General features: G+C 70.5%; 21 protein-coding genes and 2 pseudogenes. 12 read left to right on the forward strand and 11 right to left on the reverse strand.

Features of this window, described 5'->3' with window-relative positions; all coding sequences use genetic code 11:
- Window positions 1-54 precede the first annotated feature (54 nt).
- The gene (gene gcl, locus AB0G17_RS13145) at window positions 55-1,836 is read right to left on the reverse strand and encodes a glyoxylate carboligase (protein WP_361380242.1); all 1,782 of its coding nucleotides are present in this window, start codon (window positions 1,834-1,836) and stop codon (window positions 55-57) included.
- 499 nt (window positions 1,837-2,335) lie between these two features.
- Here gcl and AB0G17_RS13150 point away from each other — a divergent pair, with 499 nt between their 5' ends.
- Window positions 2,336-3,016, forward strand: a complete 681-nt coding sequence (locus AB0G17_RS13150) for a hypothetical protein (protein WP_361380610.1) — start codon at window positions 2,336-2,338, stop codon at window positions 3,014-3,016.
- A 91-nt stretch (window positions 3,017-3,107) separates the two neighbouring features.
- On the opposite strand, the gene AB0G17_RS13155 is transcribed toward AB0G17_RS13150, so the two are convergent.
- Both AB0G17_RS13155 and AB0G17_RS13160 read right to left on the reverse strand, forming a co-directional pair.
- Window positions 3,108-4,727 carry an AMP-binding protein gene (locus AB0G17_RS13155; protein ID WP_361380613.1) on the reverse strand — a complete coding sequence of 540 codons (1,620 nt, stop codon included), beginning with the start codon at window positions 4,725-4,727 and terminating at the stop codon, window positions 3,108-3,110.
- A 41-nt stretch (window positions 4,728-4,768) separates the two neighbouring features.
- Window positions 4,769-6,457 (reverse strand): AMP-binding protein, encoded by a 1,689-nt coding sequence (locus tag AB0G17_RS13160; protein WP_361380245.1) that lies wholly within the window; start codon window positions 6,455-6,457, stop codon window positions 4,769-4,771.
- Between the two features lie 397 nt (window positions 6,458-6,854).
- On the opposite strand from AB0G17_RS13160, the gene AB0G17_RS13165 reads away from it, so the two are divergent.
- On the forward strand, window positions 6,855-7,271 hold the full coding sequence (locus AB0G17_RS13165) for an SAV_915 family protein (protein ID WP_361380616.1): 417 nt from the start codon (window positions 6,855-6,857) through the stop codon (window positions 7,269-7,271).
- A 62-nt stretch (window positions 7,272-7,333) separates the two neighbouring features.
- On the opposite strand, the gene AB0G17_RS13170 is transcribed toward AB0G17_RS13165, so the two are convergent.
- Window positions 7,334-8,446: a winged helix DNA-binding domain-containing protein gene (locus AB0G17_RS13170; protein WP_361380248.1), complete on the reverse strand. Its 1,113-nt coding sequence runs from the start codon at window positions 8,444-8,446 to the stop codon at window positions 7,334-7,336.
- Between the two features lie 318 nt (window positions 8,447-8,764).
- Between AB0G17_RS13170 and AB0G17_RS13175 the strand changes: the two genes are divergently transcribed.
- The 6 genes and pseudogenes from AB0G17_RS13175 to AB0G17_RS13200 all read left to right on the forward strand — a co-directional run bounded on the left by AB0G17_RS13175 (window position 8,765) and on the right by AB0G17_RS13200 (window position 18,106).
- Window positions 8,765-9,934: a magnesium and cobalt transport protein CorA gene (locus tag AB0G17_RS13175; protein WP_361380251.1), complete on the forward strand. Its 1,170-nt coding sequence runs from the start codon at window positions 8,765-8,767 to the stop codon at window positions 9,932-9,934.
- Window positions 9,935-10,264: 330 nt separating this feature from the next.
- Complete coding sequence (locus AB0G17_RS13180) at window positions 10,265-10,657, forward strand: hypothetical protein (RefSeq protein WP_361380254.1); 393 nt, start codon at window positions 10,265-10,267, stop codon at window positions 10,655-10,657.
- 5 nt (window positions 10,658-10,662) lie between these two features.
- Window positions 10,663-11,332: pseudogene (locus AB0G17_RS13185) on the forward strand (nucleotidyl transferase AbiEii/AbiGii toxin family protein).
- A 344-nt stretch (window positions 11,333-11,676) separates the two neighbouring features.
- Window positions 11,677-13,920 carry a plasmid pRiA4b ORF-3 family protein gene (locus AB0G17_RS13190; protein ID WP_361380257.1) on the forward strand — a complete coding sequence of 748 codons (2,244 nt, stop codon included), beginning with the start codon at window positions 11,677-11,679 and terminating at the stop codon, window positions 13,918-13,920.
- A 125-nt stretch (window positions 13,921-14,045) separates the two neighbouring features.
- On the forward strand, window positions 14,046-16,865 hold the full coding sequence (locus tag AB0G17_RS13195) for a DEAD/DEAH box helicase (protein ID WP_361380260.1): 2,820 nt from the start codon (window positions 14,046-14,048) through the stop codon (window positions 16,863-16,865).
- Entirely contained in the window at window positions 16,862-18,106 is a 1,245-nt protein-coding gene (locus tag AB0G17_RS13200) for an SWIM zinc finger family protein (protein ID WP_361380263.1), read from the forward strand. The genes AB0G17_RS13195 and AB0G17_RS13200 overlap by 4 nt, the downstream gene beginning before the upstream one ends.
- A 577-nt stretch (window positions 18,107-18,683) precedes the next feature.
- On the opposite strand, the gene AB0G17_RS13205 is transcribed toward AB0G17_RS13200, so the two are convergent.
- The 4 genes from AB0G17_RS13205 to AB0G17_RS13220 form a co-directional block, all read right to left on the reverse strand.
- On the reverse strand, window positions 18,684-19,382 hold the full coding sequence (locus AB0G17_RS13205; protein ID WP_361380266.1) for a contact-dependent growth inhibition system immunity protein: 699 nt from the start codon (window positions 19,380-19,382) through the stop codon (window positions 18,684-18,686).
- Window positions 19,382-19,939 carry a hypothetical protein gene (locus tag AB0G17_RS13210; protein WP_361380269.1) on the reverse strand — a complete coding sequence of 186 codons (558 nt, stop codon included), beginning with the start codon at window positions 19,937-19,939 and terminating at the stop codon, window positions 19,382-19,384. Before AB0G17_RS13210 ends, AB0G17_RS13205 begins: the two co-directional genes overlap by 1 nt.
- A gap of 29 nt (window positions 19,940-19,968) precedes the next feature.
- Window positions 19,969-21,255, reverse strand: coding sequence for an RNase A-like domain-containing protein (locus tag AB0G17_RS13215; RefSeq protein WP_361380272.1), 1,287 nt, complete (start codon window positions 21,253-21,255; stop codon window positions 19,969-19,971).
- Window positions 21,256-21,491: 236 nt separating this feature from the next.
- Entirely contained in the window at window positions 21,492-21,686 is a 195-nt protein-coding gene (locus AB0G17_RS13220) for a hypothetical protein (protein WP_361380275.1), read from the reverse strand.
- A 199-nt stretch (window positions 21,687-21,885) separates the two neighbouring features.
- On the opposite strand from AB0G17_RS13220, the pseudogene AB0G17_RS13225 reads away from it, so the two are divergent.
- A pseudogene (locus AB0G17_RS13225) lies at window positions 21,886-22,083 on the forward strand (CorA family divalent cation transporter); the annotation flags it as partial.
- Between the two features lie 295 nt (window positions 22,084-22,378).
- Here AB0G17_RS13225 and AB0G17_RS13230 read toward each other — a convergent pair.
- The 3 genes from AB0G17_RS13230 to AB0G17_RS13240 form a co-directional block, all read right to left on the reverse strand.
- Entirely contained in the window at window positions 22,379-22,567 is a 189-nt protein-coding gene (locus AB0G17_RS13230; RefSeq protein ID WP_361380278.1) for a hypothetical protein, read from the reverse strand.
- Between the two features lie 178 nt (window positions 22,568-22,745).
- Complete coding sequence (locus AB0G17_RS13235) at window positions 22,746-22,922, reverse strand: hydrophobic protein (RefSeq protein WP_361380281.1); 177 nt, start codon at window positions 22,920-22,922, stop codon at window positions 22,746-22,748.
- A gap of 184 nt (window positions 22,923-23,106) precedes the next feature.
- Complete coding sequence (locus AB0G17_RS13240; RefSeq protein ID WP_361380284.1) at window positions 23,107-23,550, reverse strand: STAS domain-containing protein; 444 nt, start codon at window positions 23,548-23,550, stop codon at window positions 23,107-23,109.
- Window positions 23,551-24,025: 475 nt separating this feature from the next.
- Between AB0G17_RS13240 and AB0G17_RS13245 the strand changes: the two genes are divergently transcribed.
- From AB0G17_RS13245 to AB0G17_RS13255, 3 genes are all read left to right on the forward strand, one after another.
- Window positions 24,026-24,190, forward strand: a complete 165-nt coding sequence (locus AB0G17_RS13245; protein ID WP_361380287.1) for a hydrophobic protein — start codon at window positions 24,026-24,028, stop codon at window positions 24,188-24,190.
- A 91-nt stretch (window positions 24,191-24,281) separates the two neighbouring features.
- A complete protein-coding gene (locus AB0G17_RS13250; protein WP_361380290.1) occupies window positions 24,282-24,905 on the forward strand; it encodes a hypothetical protein in 624 nt (207 codons plus the stop codon).
- Window positions 24,905-25,366 carry a hypothetical protein gene (locus AB0G17_RS13255; RefSeq protein WP_361380293.1) on the forward strand — a complete coding sequence of 154 codons (462 nt, stop codon included), beginning with the start codon at window positions 24,905-24,907 and terminating at the stop codon, window positions 25,364-25,366. Before AB0G17_RS13250 ends, AB0G17_RS13255 begins: the two co-directional genes overlap by 1 nt.
- The last annotated feature ends 226 nt before the right edge of the window (window positions 25,367-25,592 follow it).

The following is a 25,592-nucleotide window of genomic DNA, read 5'->3' on the forward strand; positions in this document are numbered from 1 at the left end:
CGGGTGGCTCCGGAGCCGTCGGTCCGTACGGGCCCTCAGGGCCCTCACAGGGCCCTACGAGGTCTGCAGCGGGCGGATCGCCGTCGGCGCGTGGCCGGGCTCGGTCGCCAGCTCCTCGAACTCGTTGATCGCGTCGATCTTGACGCCCATCGAGATGTTGGTGATCCGCTCCAGGATCGCCTCGACGACGACCGGGACGCGGTACTCGGCGGCCAGCTTCTTGGCCTCCTCGAAGGCCGGCAGCAGCTGGTCCGGCTCGGTCACCCGGATCGCCTTGCAGCCCAGGCCCTCGACGACCTTGACGTGGTCCACGCCGTAGACGCCCAGCTCCGGGGAGTTGATGTTCTCGAACTCCAGGTTGACCTGGAAGTTGATGTCCAGGCCGCGCTGGGCCTGGCGGATCAGGCCCAGGTAGGAGTTGTTCACGAGGACGTGGACGTACGGAATGTTGTGCTGTGCACCGACCGCCAGCTCCTCCAGCATGAACTGGAAGTCGTAGTCGCCGGAGAGCGCGACGACCGGGGTCTCGGGGGACGCCGTCGCGACGCCGAGCGCGGCCGGGATGGTCCAGCCGAGTGGGCCCGCCTGGCCGCAGTTGATCCAGTGGCGCGGCTTGTAGACGTGCAGCATCTGCGCGCCGGCGATCTGGGAGAGGCCGATGGTGGTGACGTACCGCGTCTCCGGGCCGAACGCGCGGTTCATCTCCTCGTAGACGCGCTGCGGCTTCAGCGGGACGTCGTCGAAGTGCGTACGGCGCTGGAGCTGCGCCTTGCGCTCCTGGGTGGAGGCCGCCCACGCGCTGCGGTCGGGCAGCCTGCCCGCGGCCTTCAGCTCCTTCGCCACCTCGACGAAGAGGGTCAGCGCGGCCTTGGCGTCGGAGGCGATGCCGTAGTCCGGCGCGAAGATCTTGCCGATCTGGGTCGGCTCGACGTCGACGTGGACGAACTTGCGGCCCTTGGTGTAGACGTCCAGCTCGCCGGTGTGGCGGTTGGCCCAGCGGTTGCCGATGCCGAGGACGAAGTCGGACTCCAGGAAGTTCGCGTTGCCGTAGCGGTGCGAGGTCTGCAGGCCGACCATGCCGGCGTTCAGCTCGTGGTCGTCGGCGAGGATGCCCCAGCCCATCAGGGTCGGCACGACGGGCGTACCCGTCAACTCGGCGAACTCCACGAGCAGTTCGGACGCGTCGGCGTTGATGACGCCGCCGCCCGCGACGATCAGCGGGCGCTCGGACTCCAGCAGGAAGCCGATCGCCTTCTCGACCTGGGCGCGGGTCGCGGCCGGCTTGTAGACCGGCAGCGGCTCGTACGTGTCCGGGTCGAAGTCGATCTCGGTGAGCTGGACGTCGATCGGCAGGTCGATGAGGACCGGGCCGGGGCGGCCGGAGCGCATCAGGTGGAACGCCTGCTGGAACACGCCGGGGACCTGCGCGGCCTCCAGGACGGTGGTCGCGGCCTTGGTGACCGGCTTCGCGATGCTCGCGATGTCGACCGCCTGGAAGTCCTCCTTGTGGAGCTTGGCGACCGGCGCCTGGCCCGTGATGCAGAGGATCGGGATGGAGTCGGCGATCGCCGAGTACAGGCCGGTGATCATGTCGGTGCCGGCGGGGCCGGACGTGCCGATGCACACGCCGATGTTCCCGGCGTTGGCCCGGGTGTACCCCTCGGCCATGTGGGACGCGCCCTCGACGTGGCGGGCCAGCGTGTGCTGGATGCCGCCGCCGGCCTCGAGGGCCGCGTAGAAGGGGTTGATCGCCGCGCCCGGCACGCCGAACGCGTTGGTGACGCCTTCGCGCTTGAGGATCTCAACTGCCGCTCGGGCAGCGGTCATACGAGGCATGGAGTGCTCCTGCTTCGGCCTGGCGGATCGGGCTCTGTCGCGCCACCTGAGAGCCGAGATTCCGTAATGCGGAAGTTTAGTTCTGCTATATGGAAATAATGTAGGGGGCGTACGGAGGCGCGTCAAGGGATCCCCGAAGTCGCCTCCCGGGCGAGCGCGGGTGGGGGACGATGGGCGCACGACGGGCCGTAAGGGCGGCGAGCACGGGGTGGACGACGTGGACGACCACGGGGTGGACGACGTGGACGACAAGGGCGACGACAAGGGCGACGGCGGAACCGGAAGGTACGGCGGCGGGGCCGGGGGCTCCGGCGGGTCGGAGCGGCGGGGCGGGATGCGGGATGGCGGACGCGGGGGCGGTACGGAGGGCCCCGGCGGGACCAGGGGCCCCGGCCCGGACGGGCACCCCCTCCGCCTCTCCACCGGCCCCGGCAGCACCGGCTACCCCGGCGGCCCTACCGACCGGCCCTGGGCCGGGCTCGGGCGGGAGACGCTTGGGGTGCGGTGCCCGGTGTGCCGGCGGCAGCATCGGTATGCCGCGACCACCTACCCCTGCCCCTGCGGCGCCCCGCTCGCGCCGCCCCTGCAACGCGGGGCCGCGCCCGAGCCGATCACCCATCGCACCTGGACCGACGACTGGGTCGTCGTGCGCTGTGACGCCTGCGGGCGGCAGGACCAGTGGCCGCAGCCGGAGCTCGGGTGCTCGTGCGGCGCGGTGCTGCGGATTCCGGTCCGGCCGGTCTCCGCGCCCGCCCCGCTGCCGGTCCACATCCCGGTCCCGCCGACCGCCGCGCCCCCGCGCCCGGCGTTCCGGCCGGTGACCATCCGTACCGCACGGGACGCGGTGACCGCCGCGGCGCTCTATCTGAAGTGGCTCGGCTTCCGCGACGTCCTGCAGTCCGAGGCGCGCCCCGCCTCCGGGATCGATCTGCGCGGGCCCGGCCTGGTCGCCCAGGTCGACCCGACGACGCGCCCGGCGTCACTGCGCGCGGTGGAGTGCCTGTGGCTGAACGCGCTCAGCAGCTCGGTCACCGGCGTCTACTTCTCCCTCGCCGGCTACACCAAGGACGCCCGGGCCCGGGGCGACGACCTGTGCATCCCGCTGTTCGTGATGGACCTGACGGGCACGCCCCAGCCCGTCAACGACGCGGCGGACGAGCTGGTGGCGACCGGCCCCTGAGCCAGAGCGGGGGCGCACCCCGGCGGCGAGGGGGCTGCGACTACAGCAAGCGGCCCCGGAGCCGAGCGGGGCGCACCCCTCAAGAGCCCCCTCAAGAGCCTCGCTGCTCCCCGTACCCCTCCCTCAGCTCCACCTTCCGCACCTTCCCGCTCACCGTCATCGGGAACTCCGTCAGGATCCGCAGCCGCCGCGGCACCTTGTAGTGCGCCAGGCGGTCGCGGCAGAAGGCGGCGATGTCCTCCAGCGTGGGCGGGTCCGCGGGGTCGCGAGGGATGACGCAGGCCAGGATCTCCTCGCCGTACTTCTCGTCGGGCACGCCCACCACCTGGACGTCCGCGATCTTCGGGTGGGCGTAGAGGAACTCCTCGATCTCGCGTGGATAGACGTTCTCACCACCCCGGATGATCATGTCCTTGATCCGGCCGACGATCTGGACGTAACCGTCCTCGCGCAGCACCGCCAGATCACCCGTGTGCATCCAGCGCCCCGCGTCGATCGCCTCGGCGGTCCGCTCCGGCTCGTCCCAGTAGCCGAGCATCACGCTGTAGCCGCGGGTGCACAGCTCGCCCGCCTCGCCGCGCGGCAGGGTGACGCCGGTGGCCGGGTCCACCACCTTCACCTCGATGTGCGGCATGACCCGCCCCACCGTGCCGGTCCTGCGCTCCAGGTCGTCCTCGACGCGCGTCTGGGTGGAGACGGGGGACGTCTCCGTCATGCCGTAGCAGATGGACACCTCGGCCATGTTCATCTCCGCGACGACCCGTTTCATCACCTCGACCGGGCACGGCGACCCGGCCATGATCCCCGTACGCAGTGAGGACAGGTCGTACGAGCCGAAGTCAGGCAGGTTCAGCTCCGCGATGAACATCGTCGGCACCCCGTACAGCGAGGTGCACCGCTCCCGCTCCACCGCCCGCAGGGTCGCCGCCGGGTCGAAGGACGGCGCCGGGATCACGACGCAGGCGCCGTGCGAGGTGGCCGCGAGGTTGCCCATCACCATGCCGAAGCAGTGGTAGAAGGGCACCGGGACACAGATCCGGTCCTGCTCGGTGTAGGAGAGCAACTCCCCCACGAAATAGCCGTTGTTGAGGATGTTGTGGTGGGAGAGCGTCGCTCCCTTGGGGAAGCCGGTGGTACCCGAGGTGTACTGGATGTTGATCGGGTCGTCGCACGACAACTCGGCCCCACGAGCGATCAGTTCGGGCGGTGTCACGTACTCGGCCGCCGACAGCAGAGCGTCCCAGGACGGGTCCCCGATGTAGTGCACCGCCCGCAGCTGCGGGCACTGCGGACGCGCCTGCTCCACCAGCGCCCGGTAGTCACTCGTCCGGTACGCCGTCGAGGCGACCAGCAGCGAGATCCCGGCCTGTTTCAGTACATACGCGAGCTCGTGCGCCCGGTACGCCGGGTTGATGTTCACCATGACCGCGCCGATCCGGGCCGTGGCGTACTGCACGAGCACCCACTCCGGGCAGTTCACCGCCCAGATGCCGACCCGGTCGCCCCTGCCGACCCCGCTGCCGAGCAGCGCGCGGGCCAGCTCGTCGACGGCCGCGGCGAACTCCGCGTACGTCCAGCGCCGTCCGGACTCCACGTCGACCAGCGCCTCGCGGTCCGGCCAGGCGGCGGCCGCCCGGTCCAGGTTGGCCCCGATGGTCTCGCCGAGCAGCGGCGTGCCGCTGGTGCCGTGGGTGTACGAAAGACCGGTCACCGGAAGGTCCGTCGTCGGCAGGTCCGTCACCGGAAGGTCCGTCACCGCAGGTCCCCTTCGTCGTACTCGGCCGTCGAGCCCGCCGCCGTCGCCTCGCGCAGCTCGATGCGGCGGATCTTCCCGGAGACCGTCTTGGGCAGCTCGCCGAACTCGATCCGGCGGATGCGCTTGTACGGGGCGAGGACCGCGCGCGAGTGCTCGAACAGCACCTTCGCGGTGTCGCGGCCCGGCTCCCAGCCCGCCGCGAGCACGACGTACGCCTTGGGCACGGCCAGCCGCAGCGCGTCGGGCGCGGGCACGACGGCGGCCTCGGCCACCGCCTCGTGCTCCAGGAGCGCGCTCTCCAGCTCGAAGGGGGAGATCTTGTAGTCGGATGCCTTGAAGACGTCGTCCGCACGGCCGACATACGTGATGTAGCCGTCCTCGTCGCGCGAGCCGATGTCGCCGGTGCGGTAGTAGCCGCCCGCCATCGACTCGGCCGTACGCTCCGGGTCGCCGTGGTAGCCGGTCATCAGGCCGACCGGGCGGGCCGAGAGGTCGAGGGCGATCTCGCCCTCGGTCGCGCCCGGTTCGCCCGTCACCGGGTCCAGGAGCTCCACCTTGTAGCCGGGGCTCGGCCGGCCCATCGAACCGGTCTTGAGCAACTGACCTGGCGTGTTGGCGACTTGGACGGCCGTCTCGGTCTGCCCGAAGCCGTCCCGGATGACCCGGCCCCACTCCCGCCGGACCGTCTCGATGACCTCCGGGTTGAGCGGCTCCCCGGCCGCGACGACCTCGCGGGGCGGGGTGCGCAGCGCGCTCAGGTCCGCCTGGATGAGCATCCGCCACACCGTGGGCGGCGCGCAGAAGCTGGTGACGCCCGCCGCGTCCATCGCGGACATGAGCCGGGCCGCGTCGAAGCGTGTGTAGTTGTAGATGAAGACGGTGGCCTCGGCGTTCCACGGGGCGAAGAGGTTCGACCAGGCGTGCTTGGCCCAGCCGGGCGAGGAGATGTTCAGGTGCACGTCGCCCGGCCTGAGCCCGATCCAGTACATGGTCGCCAAGTGCCCCACGGGGTACGACACATGGGTGTGCTCGACGAGCTTGGGGCGGGCCGTGGTGCCGGAGGTGAAGTAGAGCATCAGCGGGTCGTCGGCCAGGGTCTCACCGTCCGGCTCGAACTCCGCGTCCGCCCCGAACGCCCCGCCGAAGTCCAGCCACCCGGGAACGGGGTCGGCGCCGGGCGGACTGACGGCGATCCGGGTGTACTCCCCCGGCACGTCCGCGAACTTGCCCGCGTCCTCGGCCCGTACGATCACGTGCCGGGCGCGTCCGCGCTCGATCCGGTCCCGCAGGTCGGCCGGGCCCAGAAGCGGGGTCGCGGGGATGACGACCGCCCGCAGCTTCATCGCGGCCAGCGCGGTCATCCACAGCTCCCGCTGGTTGCCGAGCATCACGACGACGCGGTCCCCGGCCTGTACGCCCTGGGCACGCAGCCAGTTGGCGACCTGGTCGGAGTAGGCGGACATCTCCGCGTAGGAGATCCGCACCTCGCGGCCGTCCTCCTCGACGATGTGCAGGGCGGTGGCGCCGTTGCCCTCGGCGATGACGTCGAACCAGTCGAGCGCCCAGTTGAACCGCTCGGGGCGCGGCCAGGTGAACCCCTGACAGGCCGTCGCGTAGTCCTCCCGGTGCTCCAGCAGGAAGTCCCGTCCGGCCCGGAACTCCTGCGTGGCGCCACGTGCGTCCATGTGCCCTCCTCATTGCCTGGCCACTCTCTACCACCCTGCGGTGCGCCGCCATATCTGTGACCAGGCCTCTTTACCCCCGCAGGGGGGTGCGGGGGAAGTACGCGCGGCGGATTCCCCCGCCCCCGGCGAGGAGGGGCGGCGGTGTGTGCGTGCACGGCGAGACCGGTCGGCAGGGGTGCGGCCCGGCGCGCGGAACGGGAGGAAGGCGACCCGGGGGCGACCAGCCACAGCCGGTCCGCACCCGAAGAGCCGACCGCTAGAGGTCCGTCAACTTCAGGCGGAACGGGATCAACAGCGCGTCAGGACGGGGCCGGTCAGCACAGCGGCAGGCATAGCTTGGACGCGTCGCCCCGGCCGGACCGAACGCCCGGCCCGACTCCGCCTTCGGAGGGCACCCATCATGGACATTCTCACCGTCGACGACGCGGACCCCGCCGAACCCGGCCCGGCAACGCCCCCGCACGTGCCGGTCGGGTTGTACGTACCGGTTCGGCTCGGCTCTGCCGGAGGACAGCAGGTGCGCTTCTCGCGCACCCCGCTGGGCGTGCGGACCGCCGTCGGCTTCACCAGTCCCGAGCGGCTGTACGCGGTGCTCGGTCCCGGCCAGAGCTGGATCCGGCTCGCGGAGCCCGCGCTGCGGTCGCTGGCCGCGCCGCTCGGCGTGACCACGGTGACGGTCGACCCCCAGCTCGCGGCCCCCGCCGCCGTACCCCGTACACCCGTCGAGCACCCCTGTGCCCGCCGGTTGGTGCGGCCCGCCGTGCGAGGACCAGCGGGCGCGGGGGTTGTGAGGCGCGTGCCATCCGGGCCGTGAGGCGTGAGGCCGTGAGGCGTGAGGCGTGAGAGGCCGTGACGAGGGTCAGCCCACGACGAGGGTCAGCCCATGACATCCCCGAAGCGGACCTCGTACGAGGTGATGGCGGCCGGGGTCATCTCCGCGAGCAGCCGCTCGCCCTCGGCGGCCACCTCGTCGCGCCGGCCCCGGCCGAGCGCCCCGAACGGCTGAACGGTGAGTACGGCGCGCCCGCCCCTCGCCGCCTCCTCCAGGCGCCACACCCCGGCGAGGAAGCCGTCCACGAGGAGGGTGGGGAAGGCCTGATTGCCCTTCCAGGCGCGGCCCCAGTACGGGGCCGGGATCACCCGCGTACGGTCGGCATGCGACAGCAGCAGGTTGTCGAACTCCGGCAGGAAGCGCGGCTGGGCCGGGGTGTCCTCGTCGGGGCGGGGCGCGTCCGGGAGGTCGAAGAGCTCGACGCCGTTCTCGTCACGGAAGGTGACGAGCCGGGGCCGCAGCCGCTCGAAGACCTCACCCAGCCGGGTCAGTCCCGCCCAGGTCTGCATGTCCTTGACGGAGGCGGGCCCGAACGCGGCGAGATAGCGCAGCACCGTGTCGTCAGGTGCCGGGACCGGCCCCGGCGGCCGCCCCAGCCAGTGCTCGGCGGTGGTCAGCGCGACCCGCCCGCTGCGCCCCCACAGCCCGCGCGGGGTGACCTGCACGAGCGGCAGCGAGCAGCGCGCCGCGAGGGAGAGTGCGAGGGGCGTGGCGTCGGGCCACTGCTCGCTCAGCACGTCCCGGATCTCCTTCATGGAGTACGGCCGCTCCTCCACCAGCCCACGCACGGTCGCGGCGAGCCGCGCCAGGTCCACGCCCTCCAGCTGCCCCCGGAACTGCCTGAGCTCGCGATCCCGGGCCGCCTGGACGAGCGGGCGCAGGGTGAGGACGTCGTCGGCGGTGTGGAGGTGGATGGTGGAGCGCAGGGTCACGATCCGTACGAGCTCGCGGGCTTCGATGAGCGCGGAGAGCTGCTCGGGCCGGAACCCCGCGAGCCGGGCCCAGAGCGCGAAGTACGGCGGCTTCACGTTCTGCGCCTGCAGCCCGACGAGGTGCGAGACAGCCTCCTTCGGCCCGAGCACGGAAGTGCGGCGCAGGAGGTGCTGACGGTCGAGGGTGGCGCGGTTGAGGGCGCGGGTGGTGATCTGCGAGGCCATACGGGCACGCTAGCGCCCATGGAGGACAGATCCTGTCCTCGATGCGGGTCCCCGAAGGAGGGAGGACACGGAAGGGCGCGGGGCGCGAAGGGCGCGGGGCGCGAAGGGCACGGGACGCGCAGGGCACGGCGGGCGCAGGGCACGGCGGGCGCGAGGCACGGCGGGCGCGAGGCGCCAAGGGCCCAGGGCGCGGAGGGCGCGAGGCGCCAAGGGCCCAGGGCGCGGAGGGCGTCCGGAACGCCGAGCCTGCGACATTTGGGCCGTATATCCTGCACCGAGACGAAGTGGGCGGCGGCGGACGGTACGAGAGGTGGACCCATGGCCGACCGGGGAAAGGACCCCGAGAGGTCCGTGCCCTCCAGGAAGCACTCCTGGCGACGCCAGCCGGCCCCGCCGCCGAGCCCACCGGCGCCCACGCCCCCGTCGGCCACCGCACAGACCTCCCCCGGGCCCGTACGCCACGACCACCGCAGCATCGTGGAGTCCGCGCTGTACCGGGACGGCCGCCGGGTCTCGTCCCCCGACACGCTCGCGGAGACCTTCCGCTGGCTGCGCGAGACGCGCGACGGCATGGCGTGGATCGGCCTGCACCGCCCGTCGGAGGCCGAACTCCTCTCCCTGGCCGAGGAGTTCGACCTCCACCCGCTCGCGGTGGAGGACGCCCTGGAGGCACATCAGCGCCCGAAGCTGGAACGGTACGGAGAGACCCTCTTCGTCGTCCTGCGCGCGGCCCGCTATCTGGACGCCCCGGAGGAGGTCGACTTCGGCGAGCTGCACGTCTTCATCGGCCGCGACTTCCTCATCACCGTCCGCCACGGCGCCGCCCCCGACCTGTCGGCGGTGCGCCGCCGCATGGAGGAAACCCCGGAGCTGCTGGCCCTGGGCCCGGAGGCGGTGCTGTACGCGATCCTGGACGCGGTGGTGGACGGCTATGTGCCGGTCGTCTCCGGCGTCCAGAACGACATCGACGAGATCGAGACGGAAGTCTTTCGAGGCGACCCCGAGGTGTCCCGCCGCATCTACGAACTCTCCCGCGAAATCGTCGAGTTCCAGCGCGCCACCCGCCCCCTCGTCGGCATGCTGCACGGCCTGATGGCCGGCTTCGCCAAGTACGGCACGGACGAGGAACTCCAGCGCTACCTCCGCGACGTGGCCGACCACGTCACCCACACCAGCGAACGCGTCGACGGCTTCCGCCAGGCCCTCACGGAGATCCTCACGGTCAACGCGACGCTGGTCACGCAGCAACAGAACGCGGAGATGCGGGCGTTGGCGGAGGCGGGCTTCGAACAGAACGAGGAGATCAAGAAGATCTCCTCGTGGGCCGCAATCCTGTTTGCACCCACGTTGGTGGGAACGATCTACGGCATGAACTTCGAGGTCATGCCTGAGTTGAGTTGGAGCTTCGGATACCCCTTCGCGATCGGCTTGATGGGGATGGTTTGCGTCAGTTTGTACGTGATTTTCAAGCGACGGGGCTGGCTCTAGGATCGGCCGTCTCCGCTCAAGCAACACGCATGGTTCGCTCTTGCTTCTCCCCAGCGAAAAGCCATACGGGGCGCTGGGGGAGTCCCTGGGGAGAAGTGATGCGAGGGATCTCCCCTTCCTGCCTCCAGGCCCCCTCGATGCCGACGGTCAGCCCGGCGTCTGCGCGTCCAGGTCTCATGCGTGGGCGGCTGACAGCCCGTGCCTCCTGCTTTGGTCAAGAACGGGCTGCGACAGCCGGCCGGGGCACTGACGGGATCCGCCCCTGCTCGCTTCGGACGCAGGCTCGCGCATCGTGGCCCGCACCGCTTCTGCGGTCGCCATAATGGAGGCATGTCTTCCAGCTCACAGCATCCCGCAGCCGCGCCGAGGGATCTCTCTGGCGCGGATGCCGAGGACCTCGCCTTGTACCGGGAGAAGTTCCGGCGCCGTCTGCCGGAGTCGCTGGACGAGCTTCATGGGCCGGCGCACGGTGTCGTAGAGCTTCCGCTGCACCTGGCCTGGTCCGGGATGACCTCGTTCGACCTGGGCAAACCTCGCCAGCGCATGGGTCTGTACCGCACCGTCCTGCACGAAGGCCTGCACGACGACCTGCCCCGCTACCTCAATCAGGATCTACTTCTCCAGCTGTGGCCTGTGCTGCGCTCCCTTGTCGGCCGCACCGTGCGCACCATGTGGGAGGACGCTTTCCCCCAGCTCGCCCCACGCACCCGGGCAGCCGCGTGACGGACATGCCGGAGCTGCACACACGCGGCTCCTGGCGGATGTGATCGCCCTCGGCTCGCCGTATCCCTTGGTTCTCACCGGCGGGTACGCCGTGAGGGCGCACCGCCTCGTGAACCGTCCCAGCCAGGACCTCGATGTCGCCACCGAGAACCCGGCGCCCATGGCCGACATCGCGGCCGCACTCTGCCGCGGCCTTGAGGCCAGGGGCTGGAAAGTGCAGGCGCTGGAGACTGCCCCTCTGTCCGCCCGCTTCACCGTGACCGACCCAGTCACCGGGCAGGACTGTGAAGTCGACATCCTCAAGGAGATCTTCTGGCGGCCCGTCGCCCAGAGCCCGTACGGGCCCGTCCTCGCGGAGGAGGACGTGATCGGGACCAAGGTCCGAGCCCTTGCCGACCGCGGAGCGCCTCGCGACCTGATCGACGTGTTCGCTGCCTCCCGCCGCTGGACCAATACCGAGCTCGAGGAGTTCGGCCGCCGCCACGCCCGTGGCCGCTTCGACGCGAGGACCTGCAGGCGAACCTCAGGGGCGCCGAGTGGACCGATGACGAAGCCTTCGCCGCCTACGGCCTGGACGAGATCACCATCGCCGCTCTTCGTACCTGGGCCGTGGAGTGGGCTGACGACCTCGCGGCCCGACTCCTCGAAGAGTCCGATGATCCGGACATCGACTGATCGGATCCGGACGAGACCGCATCTGCAGGCTGCCGACGAGACCGACCAGCCCCGAGAGCTCCGACTCACGCGGCTCGGACACCCCTACGGGCTACGAAACCCGGCATCGCGCCGCGTACGCACATGTCGAGGGCTGCGACAGCCGTGGCCGGTAGGGCCATGCGCTCCCGAGCACCTGTGCCGCCCTGCGCAAGGTCGCGAGGGCGGAGGATATCCGCTGCGGGCGACGTCGGGACCGTGTGTTCCCAGAAGGACGGTGGCCGCCGCAACCGGGTTTGAGCTCGGCACACCGGCAGCATCATGATGGGGCCGTTCGAGTGGCCCCGGTGCGGTAGGAGCGGCAGATGCGGCGAGACGGGAAGACGGCCCCGTCCGATCTCCAGCTGAAGATCGTGCTGCACGGCACAAGACCGCCCCTGTGGCGGCGCCTCGTGCTGCCGTCCGATACCTCGCTCGGGAGCCTGCACGACGCCATCCAGGTCGCCTTCGGATGGCACGGTGGCCATCTGCACCTCTTCACCGACGAGTTCGGTCGGCGGTACGGCGATGCGGCCCGACTCACCGGCATCGACCTCGGCTTCGGCCACGGGGTCGGCGACGAGGACGCCATCGCGCTCGGCGACGTGCTGGCCGAGGAGAAGGCACGGCTGCGCTACGTCTACGACTTCGGCGACGACTGGGAGCACGGGATCACGCTGGAGAAGACACTGCCGCGCCCGGTCGGCGCGGAGCGGATGGTGCGCTGCGTCGGCGGGCGTCGCGCCGACGTACCGGCCGAGGACATGGGCGGCGTGTGGGGGCTGGCCGAGGTTCTGGAGTTCCTCGACACCCCGGGCGGGTCCGGGGATGGCCCGCACGGTGAGCTTGTCGCCGAGCTGCGGGCGGCCGGATACGATCCGGCGGCCTTCGACCGGGACGTGGTCACCGCGCGGCTGGCCCGGCTGACGCCGGACACGGTGTCCGGCAATGCGAAGCCGCCGACCAGTGAGGGGGCCGGGCGCGGCGGTGTCCGTCGGCTGACCGCCGAGGACGTGGCGTTGTGTACCTGCGGGCAGTGCGGGGCGGGCGATCCGGTCGCTGCCGGAGTCGACGGACCGGCCGAGGATGTGCCTGTGCTGCGCCCGGTGACGCTGGCTCCGCGGGAGGACCTTGTCGCTGCCGTGCGGGGTGTTCCGCTCTTCGACGCTGCGCTGCGACTCGCCGTCTGGTGCCGCGAGGGACGGCAGGTCACCGCCGGACGGGTGCTTCGGCCCGCGCTCGCCCGTGAGGCCGTCGAGGAGCTCCAGCTGTGGAAGCTGGCCGGCGACGACTCGCCGTATGCCGATGCCGTCGCGCGGGGTCGTGCGTTGGAGTCGCTGCGCAGCGCCAAGGACGTGGCCGTACTCGATGACCCGTGGTGGCTCGCCGTGGACGGCGGGTTGATCACGATCAGCGGGGGCCGCGCTCGGGGTGGCGCTGCAACCGACTTCACCGGTGAGGGCCTCCTTGAGTTCTGGGCCGCCACGATGGGCGATCTGCTGGAGGAGATCGGCGAGATGGGAGTGCTGGACGGGTGGCACGGTGAGCTGGGCGAGCTGACGGCCGAGATCGCCGACGGGCTGGTCGGCCTGCTGTACGACGCCCCGGACGACGCCTGGGTGGATGCCGACGACCTGCGTGCGAAGGCCCGCGAAGTGGGCGAGAACGAGCCGGAGTTCGATCTCTTCCAGGCGCTGTTCGCGGTTTCCTTCCGGGAGCTCGGGGAAGGGCTCGCCCTGCTGGGCGCGGTGGAGTACGAGCGCGGTGGCGGCGACGATTCGGCCGAGGAGAATCTGCGCACACTCCTGAACGCCATGGTCGGACAGGAGCTGGGCGGCGGTTCGGGAACCTCGACGGCGGCGTCGGCCCGGTCGTGGGACGACCAGGGCGGGCACCGCATGCGGCTCACCCCACTCGGCCGCTACGGGCTCCGCGAGTACCTGATGGAGTGCGGTGTGCCCGCGCCGCTGCTCGGTGAGTACGCCCAAGCGGACGCCGGTGCTCTGCTCCAGGGGCTCCTGGGCTACTCCCCCGAGGAGATTCGCCGGGAGGTCGAAGGGTGGCTGGCACACCGTTCGGCGACGGATGCCGCGGTAGGGCTGCTCGACGCATGCGCGGGAGACGGCTCCGAGGCGGCGGCGAAGCGCGCCGTGGCTCAACTGGTGCTGGCCGAACTCGACGACCCGCGGGCACTGCGCGTGCTGCGCAAGGCGGCGGACTCCGACGACGAGGGGTGCCGCCAGGTGGCCACCACGACCCTGGGCGCACGCCTTGGGGCAGAGGCATGTGTGGACCCGGTGCGGGCGGAGGCGGCCGGACTGTGGCTGCTCATCGACGGCCTGTCGATCCTCGCCGGTGCTCAGGAGAGCGAGGAGCTGGCCCGGGGTTTCCTGGAGAACTGGAACACGGCGCCGGAGGCGCTCGAACAACGGGTGAACGAGCTGTGGCGAGTGGAGCACCCAGCCACCGCCCAGGTGCTCGCCGAACTGGGTGAGGGCCTGCACGGCGTCGACAAGCGGCTGGCCAAACGCATGCGTACCGCAGCGAACAAGGCCCACTCCCGCCGGTGACGGCAGGGGCGAAACCTGCCGGTGGAAGCAGACGCGGTGAAGACCGCCTGGACAACGGTGAGGCGAAGAGAGTGGCACGAGTCCTCGTACGAGAGCAGGGCACGGGCACGAGGAGCGTGCCGCCATTGGCCGCACCGGAGTCGGCTGCCTGGGCCCGGAGCCTGCTCGACGACGGCTGGGCGGCGGTGTTCCTGCCCGGCGAGCCCGCCCGCCTCGGCCGGTTGCTGCTCTGGCAGCCCGCCGGGGCAGCCGGCGCCGAGGGCACGGCACCCGCGGGCGTCGAGACCGAGGTGGCGGAGCTCGTGTTGCCGCACGGCCGCTCGGTCAGACGGCGCAAGGCGGAGGGTTTCGCGCTGCCCGTCGCCCTCGCTGTCGCCGCGCTGTCCGGGGCACAGCCACCGCACCCGTCCGCCGCCGCCTGGCAGGCCGCCGCCCGATTCGCGCTCCGGCTGCTCGCCGACGGCCGTCTTCACCCGGCCCTCTCCCCCGCCGGCTACGACACCTGGCAGGCGGGCCCCTTCACCGCAGCCCAGCGTCGGATGCTGGACGCCCTCGCCGCCGCCTTCCCGCCCCACAGCCACTGCCTGCCGGAGCCGGGTCCTGCCCCGCTGCGGATCACCGAACCGGCCGCGCTGGTGCGGCGGTTCTGCGACGCGGTCGCGGACGAGCTGGTCCGTACCCCCGCCGCTCCGCTCGCCGTGGGAGCCCTGCCGTACGCCTGGCGCGAGACGCGTGCCGTGTCCGCCCTGCACGAGTGGGCCGAGGAGACCACCGCCGCGTTCACCGCCGACGTCCGGGTCTCGCTTCGGGTCGATGTACCCGAGGGACGCCGCCGGCAGTTCCGGGCCGTCCTCCAGCTGCACACCGCTGCGGATCCGGCGCTCGTCGTGGAGGCCGCACAGCTGTGGAGCGAGCCGGCCGAGACCGAGCGCCTGCTAGGCCCGCGCGCCGAAACCGAGACGCTGCTCGCACTGCGCCGCGGCGCCCGCGTCTGGCCACCGCTCGACCGACTGCTGAAGGACGCCGCTCCGGACCGGCTGCGGCTGACCGACGACGAAGCCTTCGACCTGCTGGGCGACGCCACCGACACGCTGCGCGCCGCCGGTGTCGACGTGCACTGGCCGCGTGAGCTCGTCAAGGCACTTACCGCGACCGCGGAGATCGGCCAACGCACCGCGCCCGGCTCCAGCGCGGGCGGCATGCTCGACGCCGACACCCTCCTCGACTTCCGCTGGCAGCTCTCGCTGGGCGGAGACCCGCTCACCGAGGCCGAGATGGACGCCCTCGCGGAGACGCGGCGCCCCCTCGTCCGGCTGCGCGACCAGTGGGTGGTCGCCGACCCGAAGCTGGTGGCCCGCGCCAGGCGCCGCCGGCTGGAACCGCTCACGCCCATGGAGGCGCTGGGCGCCGCGCTGACCGGCGAAGCGGAGCGGGACGGGGAGACTTTTCGCTGCGCGGCGGTCGGTGCGCTCGGCGACCTCGTCGCCCGTATCCGCGACCCCGGATCCCGCGCCCCCGCCCCTCAGCCCACCGCGCTGAAGGCCACGCTGCGCGACTACCAGAAACGGGGCCTCGCCTGGCTGGCCGAGATGTGCGAGCTCGGTCTCGGCGGCTGCCTCGCCGACGACATGGGCCTGGGCAAGACCATCACCCTGCTCGCCCTGCACCTGCACCGCCAGACCGACCCCGCCACCGCGGGCCCCACGCTCGTCGTCTGCCCCGCCTCGCTGCTGGGCAACTGGCAGCGCGAGGCAGCCAGGTTCGCACCGTCCACCCCCGTGCGCCGCTACCACGGTGGCGACCGCCACCTCAAGGACCTCGCCGACAACGAGATCGTCCTGGTCACCTACGGAGTCCTGCGCCGCGACCGGGAGACCCTCGCCGAGAACGCCTGGTCGCTGATCGCCGCCGACGAGGCCCAGCACGTCAAGAACCCCTACGCCGTCACCGCCCGCGAGCTGCGCGCCCTGCCCGCCCGCGCCCGCGTCGCCCTCACCGGCACCCCCGTGGAGAACAACCTCTCCGAACTGTGGGCGCTCCTCGACTGGACCACCCCCGCACTCCTCGGACCACTCGCCGTCTTCCGCGACCGCCACGCCCGCGCGATCGAGACGGGCGAGGACCCGCAGGCCGCTGAGCGCTTGTCTCGTCTCGTGCAGCCCTTCCTGCTGCGCCGCAGGAAGTCCGACCCGGGCATCGCACCCGAACTGCCCGCCAAGACCGAGACCGACCGCGTCGTGCCGCTGACGGCCGAACAGGCAAGCCTGTACGAGGCCGTGGTCCGCGAAACCATGGCGGAGATCGCCGAAGCCGAGGGCATCCGCCGCCGCGGCCTGATCCTGAAGCTCCTCACCGCGCTGAAGCAGATCTGCAACCACCCCGCCCAGTACCTGCGCCAGTCCACACCGCTGCACGGCCGCTCCGGCAAACTGGCGCTGCTCGACGAACTGGTCGACACCATCACCGCCGAAGGCGAGTCGGTGTTGGTCTTCACCCAGTACAGGCAGATGGCGAACCTGCTGCAGAAGCATCTCGCGGAACGAGGCGTCCCCACCCTCTTCCTGCACGGCGGCACCCCCGTCGCCGTGCGCGAGGAGATGGTGGACCGCTTCCAGCGCGGCGAGGTGCCGGTGTTCCTGCTCTCCCTGAAGGCCGCGGGCACCGGCCTCAACCTCACCCGCGCCACCCACGTCGTGCACTACGACCGCTGGTGGAACCCGGCCGTCGAGGACCAGGCCACCGACCGCGCCTACCGCATCGGCCAGGACAAACCTGTCCAGGTCCACAAACTCCTCGCCGAGGGAACCGTGGAGGACAAGGTGGCGAAGCTCCTCGAAGCCAAGCGCGCGCTCGCCGACGCCGTGGTCGGCTCCGGTGAGGCCGCTCTGACCGAACTGTCCCACGCCGATCTCGCCGAACTCGTCGCCTTGGGCAGGCAGGAATGAGCCCTTCGATCCCCGGCCCGCGCCGCACGCCCGTCCGCGGCAGGCGTGCCTTCGCCGCGACGTGGTGGGGCCGGGCATGGGTGACGGCTCTGGAGGACTCCACCATGGACTCGGGGCGCCTGTCCCGCGGACGCACCTACGCCCGCCAGGGCATGGTGGGCCCTACCGCCGTCGCCCCCGGCCAGGTCAAAGCCGCCGTCCAGGGCAGCAGGCCCCGCCCCTACCAGTCCGCCGTCCACCTGCCCGTCCTCACCGACGCCCAGTGGGACACCCTCCTCGACACCATCGCGGCCCGGGCCGGGCATCTCGCCGCACTCCTCGACGGCGAGATGCCCGCCGAACTAGTCGACGACGCCCGCCACGCCGGCGTCCCCCTGCTCCCGCAGCCCACCGAACTCGACCCCGAATGCTCCTGCCCCGACTGGGGCTACCCCTGCAAACACGCCGCCGCGCTCTGCTACGCCATCGCCTCCACAATCGACGCCGACCCCTTCGTGGTGTTCGCCCTGCGCGGCCGGGGACGGGAGGAGGTCCTCGGCCGGCTGCGCGCCCGCCGTACGGCCGCCCAAGCGACCTCCACCCCACCGGCCCCAGCCGGACTCCCGGCCGTCGGCGCCTACGCCGCCTGGGCCGCCCTGGCCGAACACACTCCACCCCTTCCGGATCTCCCCGAACCGGCCCCCCACACCACCGCACTGCCCGCCGCCCCGCCACCCGGCACCGGTCCGTCCACCGCGGACCTCGAACGCCTCATGACGGACACCGCCGCACGCGCTGCCCGGCTGCTCACGGGCGACACCACCAGCCTGCACCTGACCCAGCGCGAGGACGCGGCACGGATCGCCGCGAGCAACTGCGGACCCGAGTGGTTGCACCGCCTCATCCACAACACCGGTGCCAGACCGGCCGCGTTCGCCCGCCTCACCCGCGCCTGGCGGTATGGCGGTCCAACCGGCATCACCGTCGCCGAACAGCCCCACGCCCCCGACCCGACGGCGATGACAGCCGCCCGCAGCGCCCTGACCGAGGCCCTCACCGAAATGACCACCGCCCCGGTCGCCTTCAGGGCCTGGCGCAACCGCCTCACTCTCACCGACCACGGCATCCAGCTGCGTCTGGGCCCTGACACTCGCTGGTACCCCTACCTCCAGGATGACGACGGCGACTGGTGGCCGGCCGCGCCGCCCGACAGCGACCCCGTCACGGCGCTCACCTCCGTCTGGCAGCAGACCGAGAGGTGACACGTACGCCGGGTCCGTGAGTCGCCTCCTCAGCCCACACGCAACCGCCACGGCCCCGGGCGCGGGACCCGTCAGCCTGGCCTCCTTCGTCGCCACCGCCTCCGGGTCGCCGGGCCGTGGATCTTGCCGAGGTCCACCATGAGGTCGTCAAGATTGTCACGCTCGATCTGACGCCGCGCAGCCCGCTCCAGATATGCCCTTTGCGTCCCAGCCGAGCTGGCGGAGCCTCAGCCCGTGCGTCATTCGTGCGTCACGACACCGAGCGGGTCCAGCCGGCTCCAGGTTGGCGACGCGCTCGGCATGCGAGGTCATGCACCAGCGGGGAGCGATCCGTGTTCGCCCCGAGCACACCCCTTCCGATACTGTGCGAAGCGGCTCAGCAAGCCCCAGGAGGCCCGCCTCACCAGCGGAAGCACCGTCGAGAACCCACTGCGGCTGGGGAGAATCCGGGGAGAATGAAGCCCCGTTGGGGAGCGGCTGGGGAGAATGCGCAGCAAGGGGGCGATCGGACTCAGCGTCGTCACCTCAACGGGGGCGGCGCCCGGTGCAGTCGTCACCGCCCTCCGGACGGGACTGTTCAGTCCGTGTAGTCGGGCCTGGCCGTCCCGAGATGCTCCGCCACCGTCCGGAGCCAGGCTTCGACCGAGAACGGGGCCGGCGGCTCGACCTCCATGCCGAGCTCAGCGACGCCGACGGCGTAGTCGTGCTCCTCCAGCCCCAGAGCCAGCAGTTCGTGGATCTCGCCGACCAGCCGGGCGGTCAGCTGGGGATCGACCGTTGCCCTGTAGTCGCGGACCGCCGGATCGTGGTCGCCGAACTCGTCGGGCATGTCCTGCGAGAACCAACCGCCGAGGAACTGCCCCAGCTCCCCGAAGCGGGCGTGCCACTCCCAGTGGGTCTGAGGCGCGGCCGGCGGAGGCACATCGACGGACTCGATGCTGCGCTTGATGTGGTCGGCCATCTCGGACAGCCGGCTTTGAGTCCGGGACTCGGACAGCCCGATGTCGGGTACCGAATAGAACTCGCCGAGGCGCAGCCGCAAACTGCCCGGCGGATTCCGCGCGTACTCCCGAAGTTGTTGTTCGGCGACGGAGAGCGCCCAGGGCCGGGTCTGCCAGGTGTGCCGGAGGTACGCCTGAAGAGCCGGAGGCGCTGTGCCTGCTTCCGGACTGTCGGGTTCCTGTCCGACGAAGGCTGCGACGACGACGTCGAGTTCGCCGTACCGGCGGTCGAACTCAAGCGGCTTCATGCAGAACGGGTACGCACGGGAGATCATCAGTCGATGGTGAAGCCCCAGAAGATGCCGACTTCCGTGGCGGAGACAGCGATCACACCACAATCCATTACGTGACTGGTGAAGCCCTCATAGGCGCCCTCGCGACGGAACATATCGGCATGGGGATTCTCTCGCGCCGTCGCCGCATTGGTAAAAAATAGCGCGTCCTCTCCGAATCTTTCCAGGATCGTTCTCGCGTGCGAGGTCAGCTCGGCCTCTCGCGCATCGAAATCCGGAATGTCCTCTGTTTGGAACCACTCACCCTGGAGAGTGACCAGGATTTGTTCGGTGCCCCTCCTGGACACAGGGAAGGCCGTGCTGAAGTCTCCTGGCATGACAGCACTGAACGGGCTGTCCGGGCCGGTGCCGTAATCGCCCCCTCCCGGTGCCGCGGCAACCTTCGACCAGCCACGCGGATCGTCCGTCCGCAGCTGCATGATGTCGAGGGCGTCCAAGCGCCAGTCATCGCGCCGCCGCGCCCCCACGGCCGCGAACATGCCCTCCCCGAAAAGGGCCCGCAGGGAACGGCTCCACGAGGTGGCGTCAATCCGAGTCATGGGCCTTACCTCAGTTCTCCACGTGCGCACTACGGGTGCTGGGTCTTGTCGGTGGGCATGGAAGTGAGAACGACGAACGGCGGGTGGCTCCCCGGGTTGGGTCTCAGAACGACCCATACATTGGTCACGTCACGCGGGGCGGTGTCGCCCCGGTCCCACGACCTTCCCACGACGTCGTTCGTCGTCAGGAGGAGTGAGCGTGACGAGTTGGGTCCAGGGTTACCCGCGAGCCAATTGTCGATCTTCCTCTGATTGTTCGGTTCATCCAGGGCCGCCTGAGTATACCGCTGCGCGTCTGTAAGGCTCCCGAACGCCGAAACGGCCTCGGGCCGGATGCCGGAAGGCCTGACGATCTGCTGGTCCCTCAGCCGTTGTTCCAGTTGCTCATCCGTCTTTCCCACATGCTTGTCCACCACATGGGACCCGAGAATGCCCTCCTGGTTCGCGAGGTCGATCGGGTATTTGTGATTGCTTTCGTCGTCCCCCGCCACCGTGTAGAGCGGATCGTTCTTGAAATCGGTCAGAGCTCGGGCGCCGAAGGACTCCGCCCGCGCCGACTCGGCCCGGAACGTGGGAGCACTGAGATATGCCTCATCCAGGGCTTCGTGCAGTTTGTTGAGCTCAGCGACCTGTCGGCGCACGCGGTTGTTGTACGCCTCGACCGCCGCGTTCATCGCCTCCTCGTCCACCTCAAGGGCGAAGCCGACCGCGAAACTCCTCCCCATCTTGAGGAGCCCCTTGCCGAAGCTCTTGACGTCCTTCATGTCCAGACCGTCGCTTCTGTCGATGTGCGGCAGAGCCTTCAGCACGGCTTCGTAGTAGAGCCTGCGAAGGTCGTCTCGCACATCCTTCGCGGCGGCCGCCCAGGCACGCAGAGCGTCGCTCATGACGTCACAGGTCTTGACCATCACGTCCATGACAGGGTGGCTGCTGGCCTGACCGGGCTGCGCGGAGTCATGTTTCCACTCGTAACCCTCGCGACTCTGGCCCCACGCGCTCGTACCCCAGACAGCGCTGCAGAATTGCCGCATCGCGGCGTTCCACTCGCCGTTGGACCTATCGGTGTAGTTGTGCACAGCACTGCTGAGGTTTCCGTCCGTGGCGGTGACGAACGTGCTCGCGTACACCCAGGCGACGGACATGCTGTCCAAACCCACGTAATCGGGCAACGGCATGATCTCGGCCGCCTTGCCCATGCGGTAGGCGTCCTCCAGGAGGGGCCTGATGATCGCCAGGACTCCGGCCTCCACCGCTTCCAGTGCCAACTGGAAGATGTCCTGGCTCTGGTCGACGTCCGCCCACTTGAGGTCCGTCACGGACCCGTAGTTCGGCGGTGTGTCGATCACGGTCGGCTGTGGCTGGGTCTGGGCCGGGGCGCCCGAGGGGTCCGTGGCGGCGTCCGCGGCCGCGTAACGTGTAGCACCACTCTTGTGGCCGCTTGGGGGGAAGGCAGGCCAGACAGGCCATGGGTCCGGGGGCAGCCATCGCCTGCGGCGGCGGCTCCGGCTGCCCACCGGCTCCTGACCCCTGGTCCGGAGAAGGGCGCCGGCCGCTATGTCGCCGCCCGTACCCCCGCTTCCTCCACGAGGACCGCGGCCGGCAGGCCCACGTACGCCGTGATGCCGGAGCCCTCCGTCGGGCGGAGCTCCACGTGGGCGCCCAGGCGGCCGGTGAGCCGGCCGGCGACGTAGTGGCCGGGGTAGCGGGTAGGAGCGGCCAGCAAGCTCTCGTCGCCCGAGAGGTGCATAGATCCTGGCCGCTGGGAGGAGACGTTCGAGGTCCTGATGGGCCGTATTACGGGGCGGTTCGTCCGCGTGGAACCACGGCGCCGGCAAGGGCGTTCGTGTTCGGGTTGCTGTCACCAGGCAGCACGGCGAAAGAGCCTGAAAGGCGTATCGCCGCAGGTCAGAGCACCTCTCCAGTCGATTTTCGCAGGTCAGCGGCGTGAGGATGACGACTTCAAGAAGATCTCGTCTTGGGCGGCGATTCTGTTTGCTCCCACGTTGGCGGGAACGATTTACGGGATGAACTTCGAGAACATGCCGGAGCTGGGGTGGGGGTTCGGGTATCCGTTCGCGATCGGGCTGATGGCGGTCGTGTGCGTGAGCCTTTACTTCATCTTCAAGCGGCGGGATTGGCTGTAGGCGCCACGCCAGACCAAAGGATCAACTTCGCTCATACGAATGCCCATTCGGGCCCGTCTCGGAGCCCTGGAGAGAATCTGGGGAGAATGCGCGGCGCTGAGGAGCGTGCCATCGCCCTCCTCGCCTGCTGTTTCGCACCTGCCGTACGGCGCGGCTCAGCCGAGCGGCCTCAGCCAACCGTCACTGAGCGTGCCGGCCTCAAGGAACACCTCAGTGCGGCCCCGGCCAGCCTCACGTTGGGATGTCCCGGGGGTCCGCACCAGCGGGAGGGCGCGGGCACGCCCCCACCTGCGAATCAGTTCCGGCGGCCGCGTCCACGGCGGCGGCCGGACCATCCGGAGCCGACTCCGGCTGAGTGGACGGCGAGGAAGGCCAGGCCGACGAGCATCAGACTGGTCGGGCTGAAGACCACATCGGTCGATGTGCTGGTGGCGTTGATGAGGAAGGCGATGGCGAAGAACACGGCCGCGACGAATGCCAGCATCTGTCTTGTCCTGTCCGAAAGTGGCCGGCCGCACCGGCCTGTGGGAGGGGCTGTGCTGTCGTCCGCTCGCGACGACAGGTGTCGTGTGCCCGGCCGGTGGAACCGAACACATGGCGCGTGGTGCCGACGGGGAGGGCGGTCGGCTCACATCGCCGTCTCCGGGCCGGCCGGGGGTTGGCTACCGGCGGCTGCCGGCCGAGCGGCCCGAACCGGTGCGGCCGCGTAGGAAGAAACCGATGTCCCACAGAACCAGCAGCACCGCGGCCACGTACCACAGGGTGTGCACGGCGAAGCCGAACCCGAACACAGCCAGGACCAGCACAATCAGAAAGATCAGAACGATCCAGAGAAGCATGGCCGAACCTGCGGTTCGCAGCAGCGCACTCTGCGTTCCGCGGGGTCCCGGCGAAGCGAGTGGCGGCAGGCCGCACCCGGAGATCCCGGAGCGTCGTGGCCCAGCGCCCTGCCCGACAGTCAAGGACGGACCGCTCCCCCTGCCAATGAGCCTGGCCCACGCCGCGTGGGCCGAGGCAGTGGCGTCAGGCGGAGGTTCTGTCGTCGCGTCGAGCGGCGTCGCAGCCTCCCAGCAGAGCCGGAGGGAGAGCGTCGAGTACGGTGAAGGCGCGGTCGACACGGACGATCCGCAGCACCTTCCACACCCGGGGAATCCCGCGCACCAGGCGCAGTTCGCCTCCCTGAAGAGCTACGTGCTCGCGTACCGCCAGAAGCAGCCGGATGCCGCCGGCGTCCAGGAAGGTAACCGCACGCAGATCCATGATGACGTCGTGAGCGGCCGGGCAGGCCAGTGCCCGAACGCGCGGGCCGAGTTCCTGATGCGCCAGCATGTCCAGCTCGCCGTACAGTTCGATGATGAAGGTGCTGCCCATGGTGCGAGTCCGCAGCCCGAAGGCGAGTTCGTCCGCGTCCACATCGCGCCTGCCTGTCTCCCGCTTGCCCCAGGTGCCGGAATACCGCGCCACCATACACAGTTGCTTACTTTCCGTAACCGTGCATGGAATGCGGACAGAGGCTGGCACACAAAGCCCCTGCTAGTCGTACTGCCCCGACGATCAGGGAATCTCACCTGCGTAACAGTCAGTAATTCTGCGGGTTTCGCGCAAGTCACCCGATGGGGCCTCTCCTGTCCCCTGCGAACCACGAACCACGAACCACCAGTCAGCGACCAGAGCCGCGGCGACGTTCCGGAGTTCGACGTTGCGGGCGCCTCCCGACGCGGTCAACCGTGCTGCCGTGGTCTCGGCGCCGTCTCGGCGCCCCCGTTCACCAACACACCAGCGTGCCAGCCGCGTTGACAGGGCTGTTCATGCGGAGTTGACTGACAGGCACGGCGTTGGGCTATGCCGATCCGGAACTTCCGGACGACGCGCCCGCGTTCCGTTTCGCCTGGACCCCGCGGAGAACAGGGCTTGCGGTCCTGTGACCGTGTGGAGGCCCGCGATGATCGTTCTCGTTCTCCTGCTCGTCCTGCTGCTACTCGGGGCCGGCTTCACCCTGCACGCCCTGTGGATCGCCGCAGCCGTCCTGCTGGTCTTCTGGATCCTCGGTTTCTCCCGCCACCACCGCAACGGCGGCGGGCGCCACTACGCCTGGAACCGTCGGTAAGCGGAACGGGCACGGATGCGGGAACCGGTCGGCAGGAGCTGACGCACATGCAGCAGATCGGCTTGCGAGCCGGAAGCCAGAGAGGAACGTCATGTCGATGTTCGCCATCGTGGTGATCGCCGTGGTTGTCGTGATCGCGGCCGCAGTACTTTTCATCGGGCTCGGCCAGCGGGGTGGGAGCCGTGGGCTGAAGCGGCGCTTCGGCCCCGAGTACGACCACGCCCTGGACCGCCACGACGGCGACACCAAAGCCGCCGGACACGAACTCGGCGAGCGCGTGCGGCGGTACGGGTCCCTCAAGGAGCGGCCCTTGTCGCCCGAGGATCGCGAGCAGTACGTCACTCAATGGGCCCGGACCCAGGAGCAGTTCGTCGACTCGCCGCAACAGGCGGTCACCGAGGCCGACGCGCTCCTGGCCCGGCTGGTCCAGGACCGGGGATTCCCGGGCGGTGAGCAGTTCGACGAGCAGTTGGCCGCGCTCTCCGTCCACCACTCCGGCCAGGTCCACGGCTACCGCGGCATCCACGCCGCGGTCCGCGGCCAGAGCGGCACCGAAGAAATGCGCGAGGCCATGGTCGAGGCTCGCGGGTTGTTCGCCGCACTGGCCACCGAACAGCCGGCCGACTCGGACCGACCCCGTTCACCGTCCACCGACGACCACGGCCGGGCACCTGCCGCACGTGGCCGACACCATGCGAAGGGAAGTGGCACGTAATGCTGTACGACTCCGAACGCGCGAGGCAACCCGAGGCCGAGACCCCGGATCTCGCCAAGCAGCGCACACCGCAGGCGACGGGACCGGAACCGGCCCCGGCTCCGGCTCCGGCTCCGGCTCCGGCTCCGGCTCCGGCTCCGCGCGAAGCGTCCACCGGTTCCGCCGACCCCGACCGCACCCGGAACTCGGAACATCAGCTGCTCCCGGCAGGTGAACGGGACAAGCTGACCGTCCGCCTCCAGCAGGCCGTCAGCAGCTTCGTCGACAGCCCGCGCCACGCCGTGGAGGAAGCCGACGGCACCTTCCACGAGATGGTCACCCTCCTGACGAACGCCCTCGCGGAACGCCAACGCGCCCTCCGCGCCAACTGGCAGAGCCAGGACACCCAAGCCGAGACCGAGGAACTGCGCGTCGCCCTGCAGCAGTACCGGGAGACCGCGGAGCGACTGCTGGCGATCTGAGCAATCGCGGCTTCATCCGTTCATCGCGGCTTCATCCGTTCCTGGACTGTCGCGGACCACCGGACACCACCGGACCACGGCCCTTCCGGACCCCCGGACCGCCGGATGGACCTCAGGACGGGTGAAGCCGTCACCGTTACAGAGACGGTCTCGGCGCCGGGCCGAGCACGCATGGGCAGCTGTTCGCCAGCCATGGGCACATTACAACGGCAGATTCCTTTTCGGC

The sequence above is a fragment of the Streptomyces sp. NPDC023838 genome (assembly GCF_040639555.1).
In the GTDB taxonomy this organism is placed as follows: Bacteria; Actinomycetota; Actinomycetes; order Streptomycetales; family Streptomycetaceae; genus Streptomyces.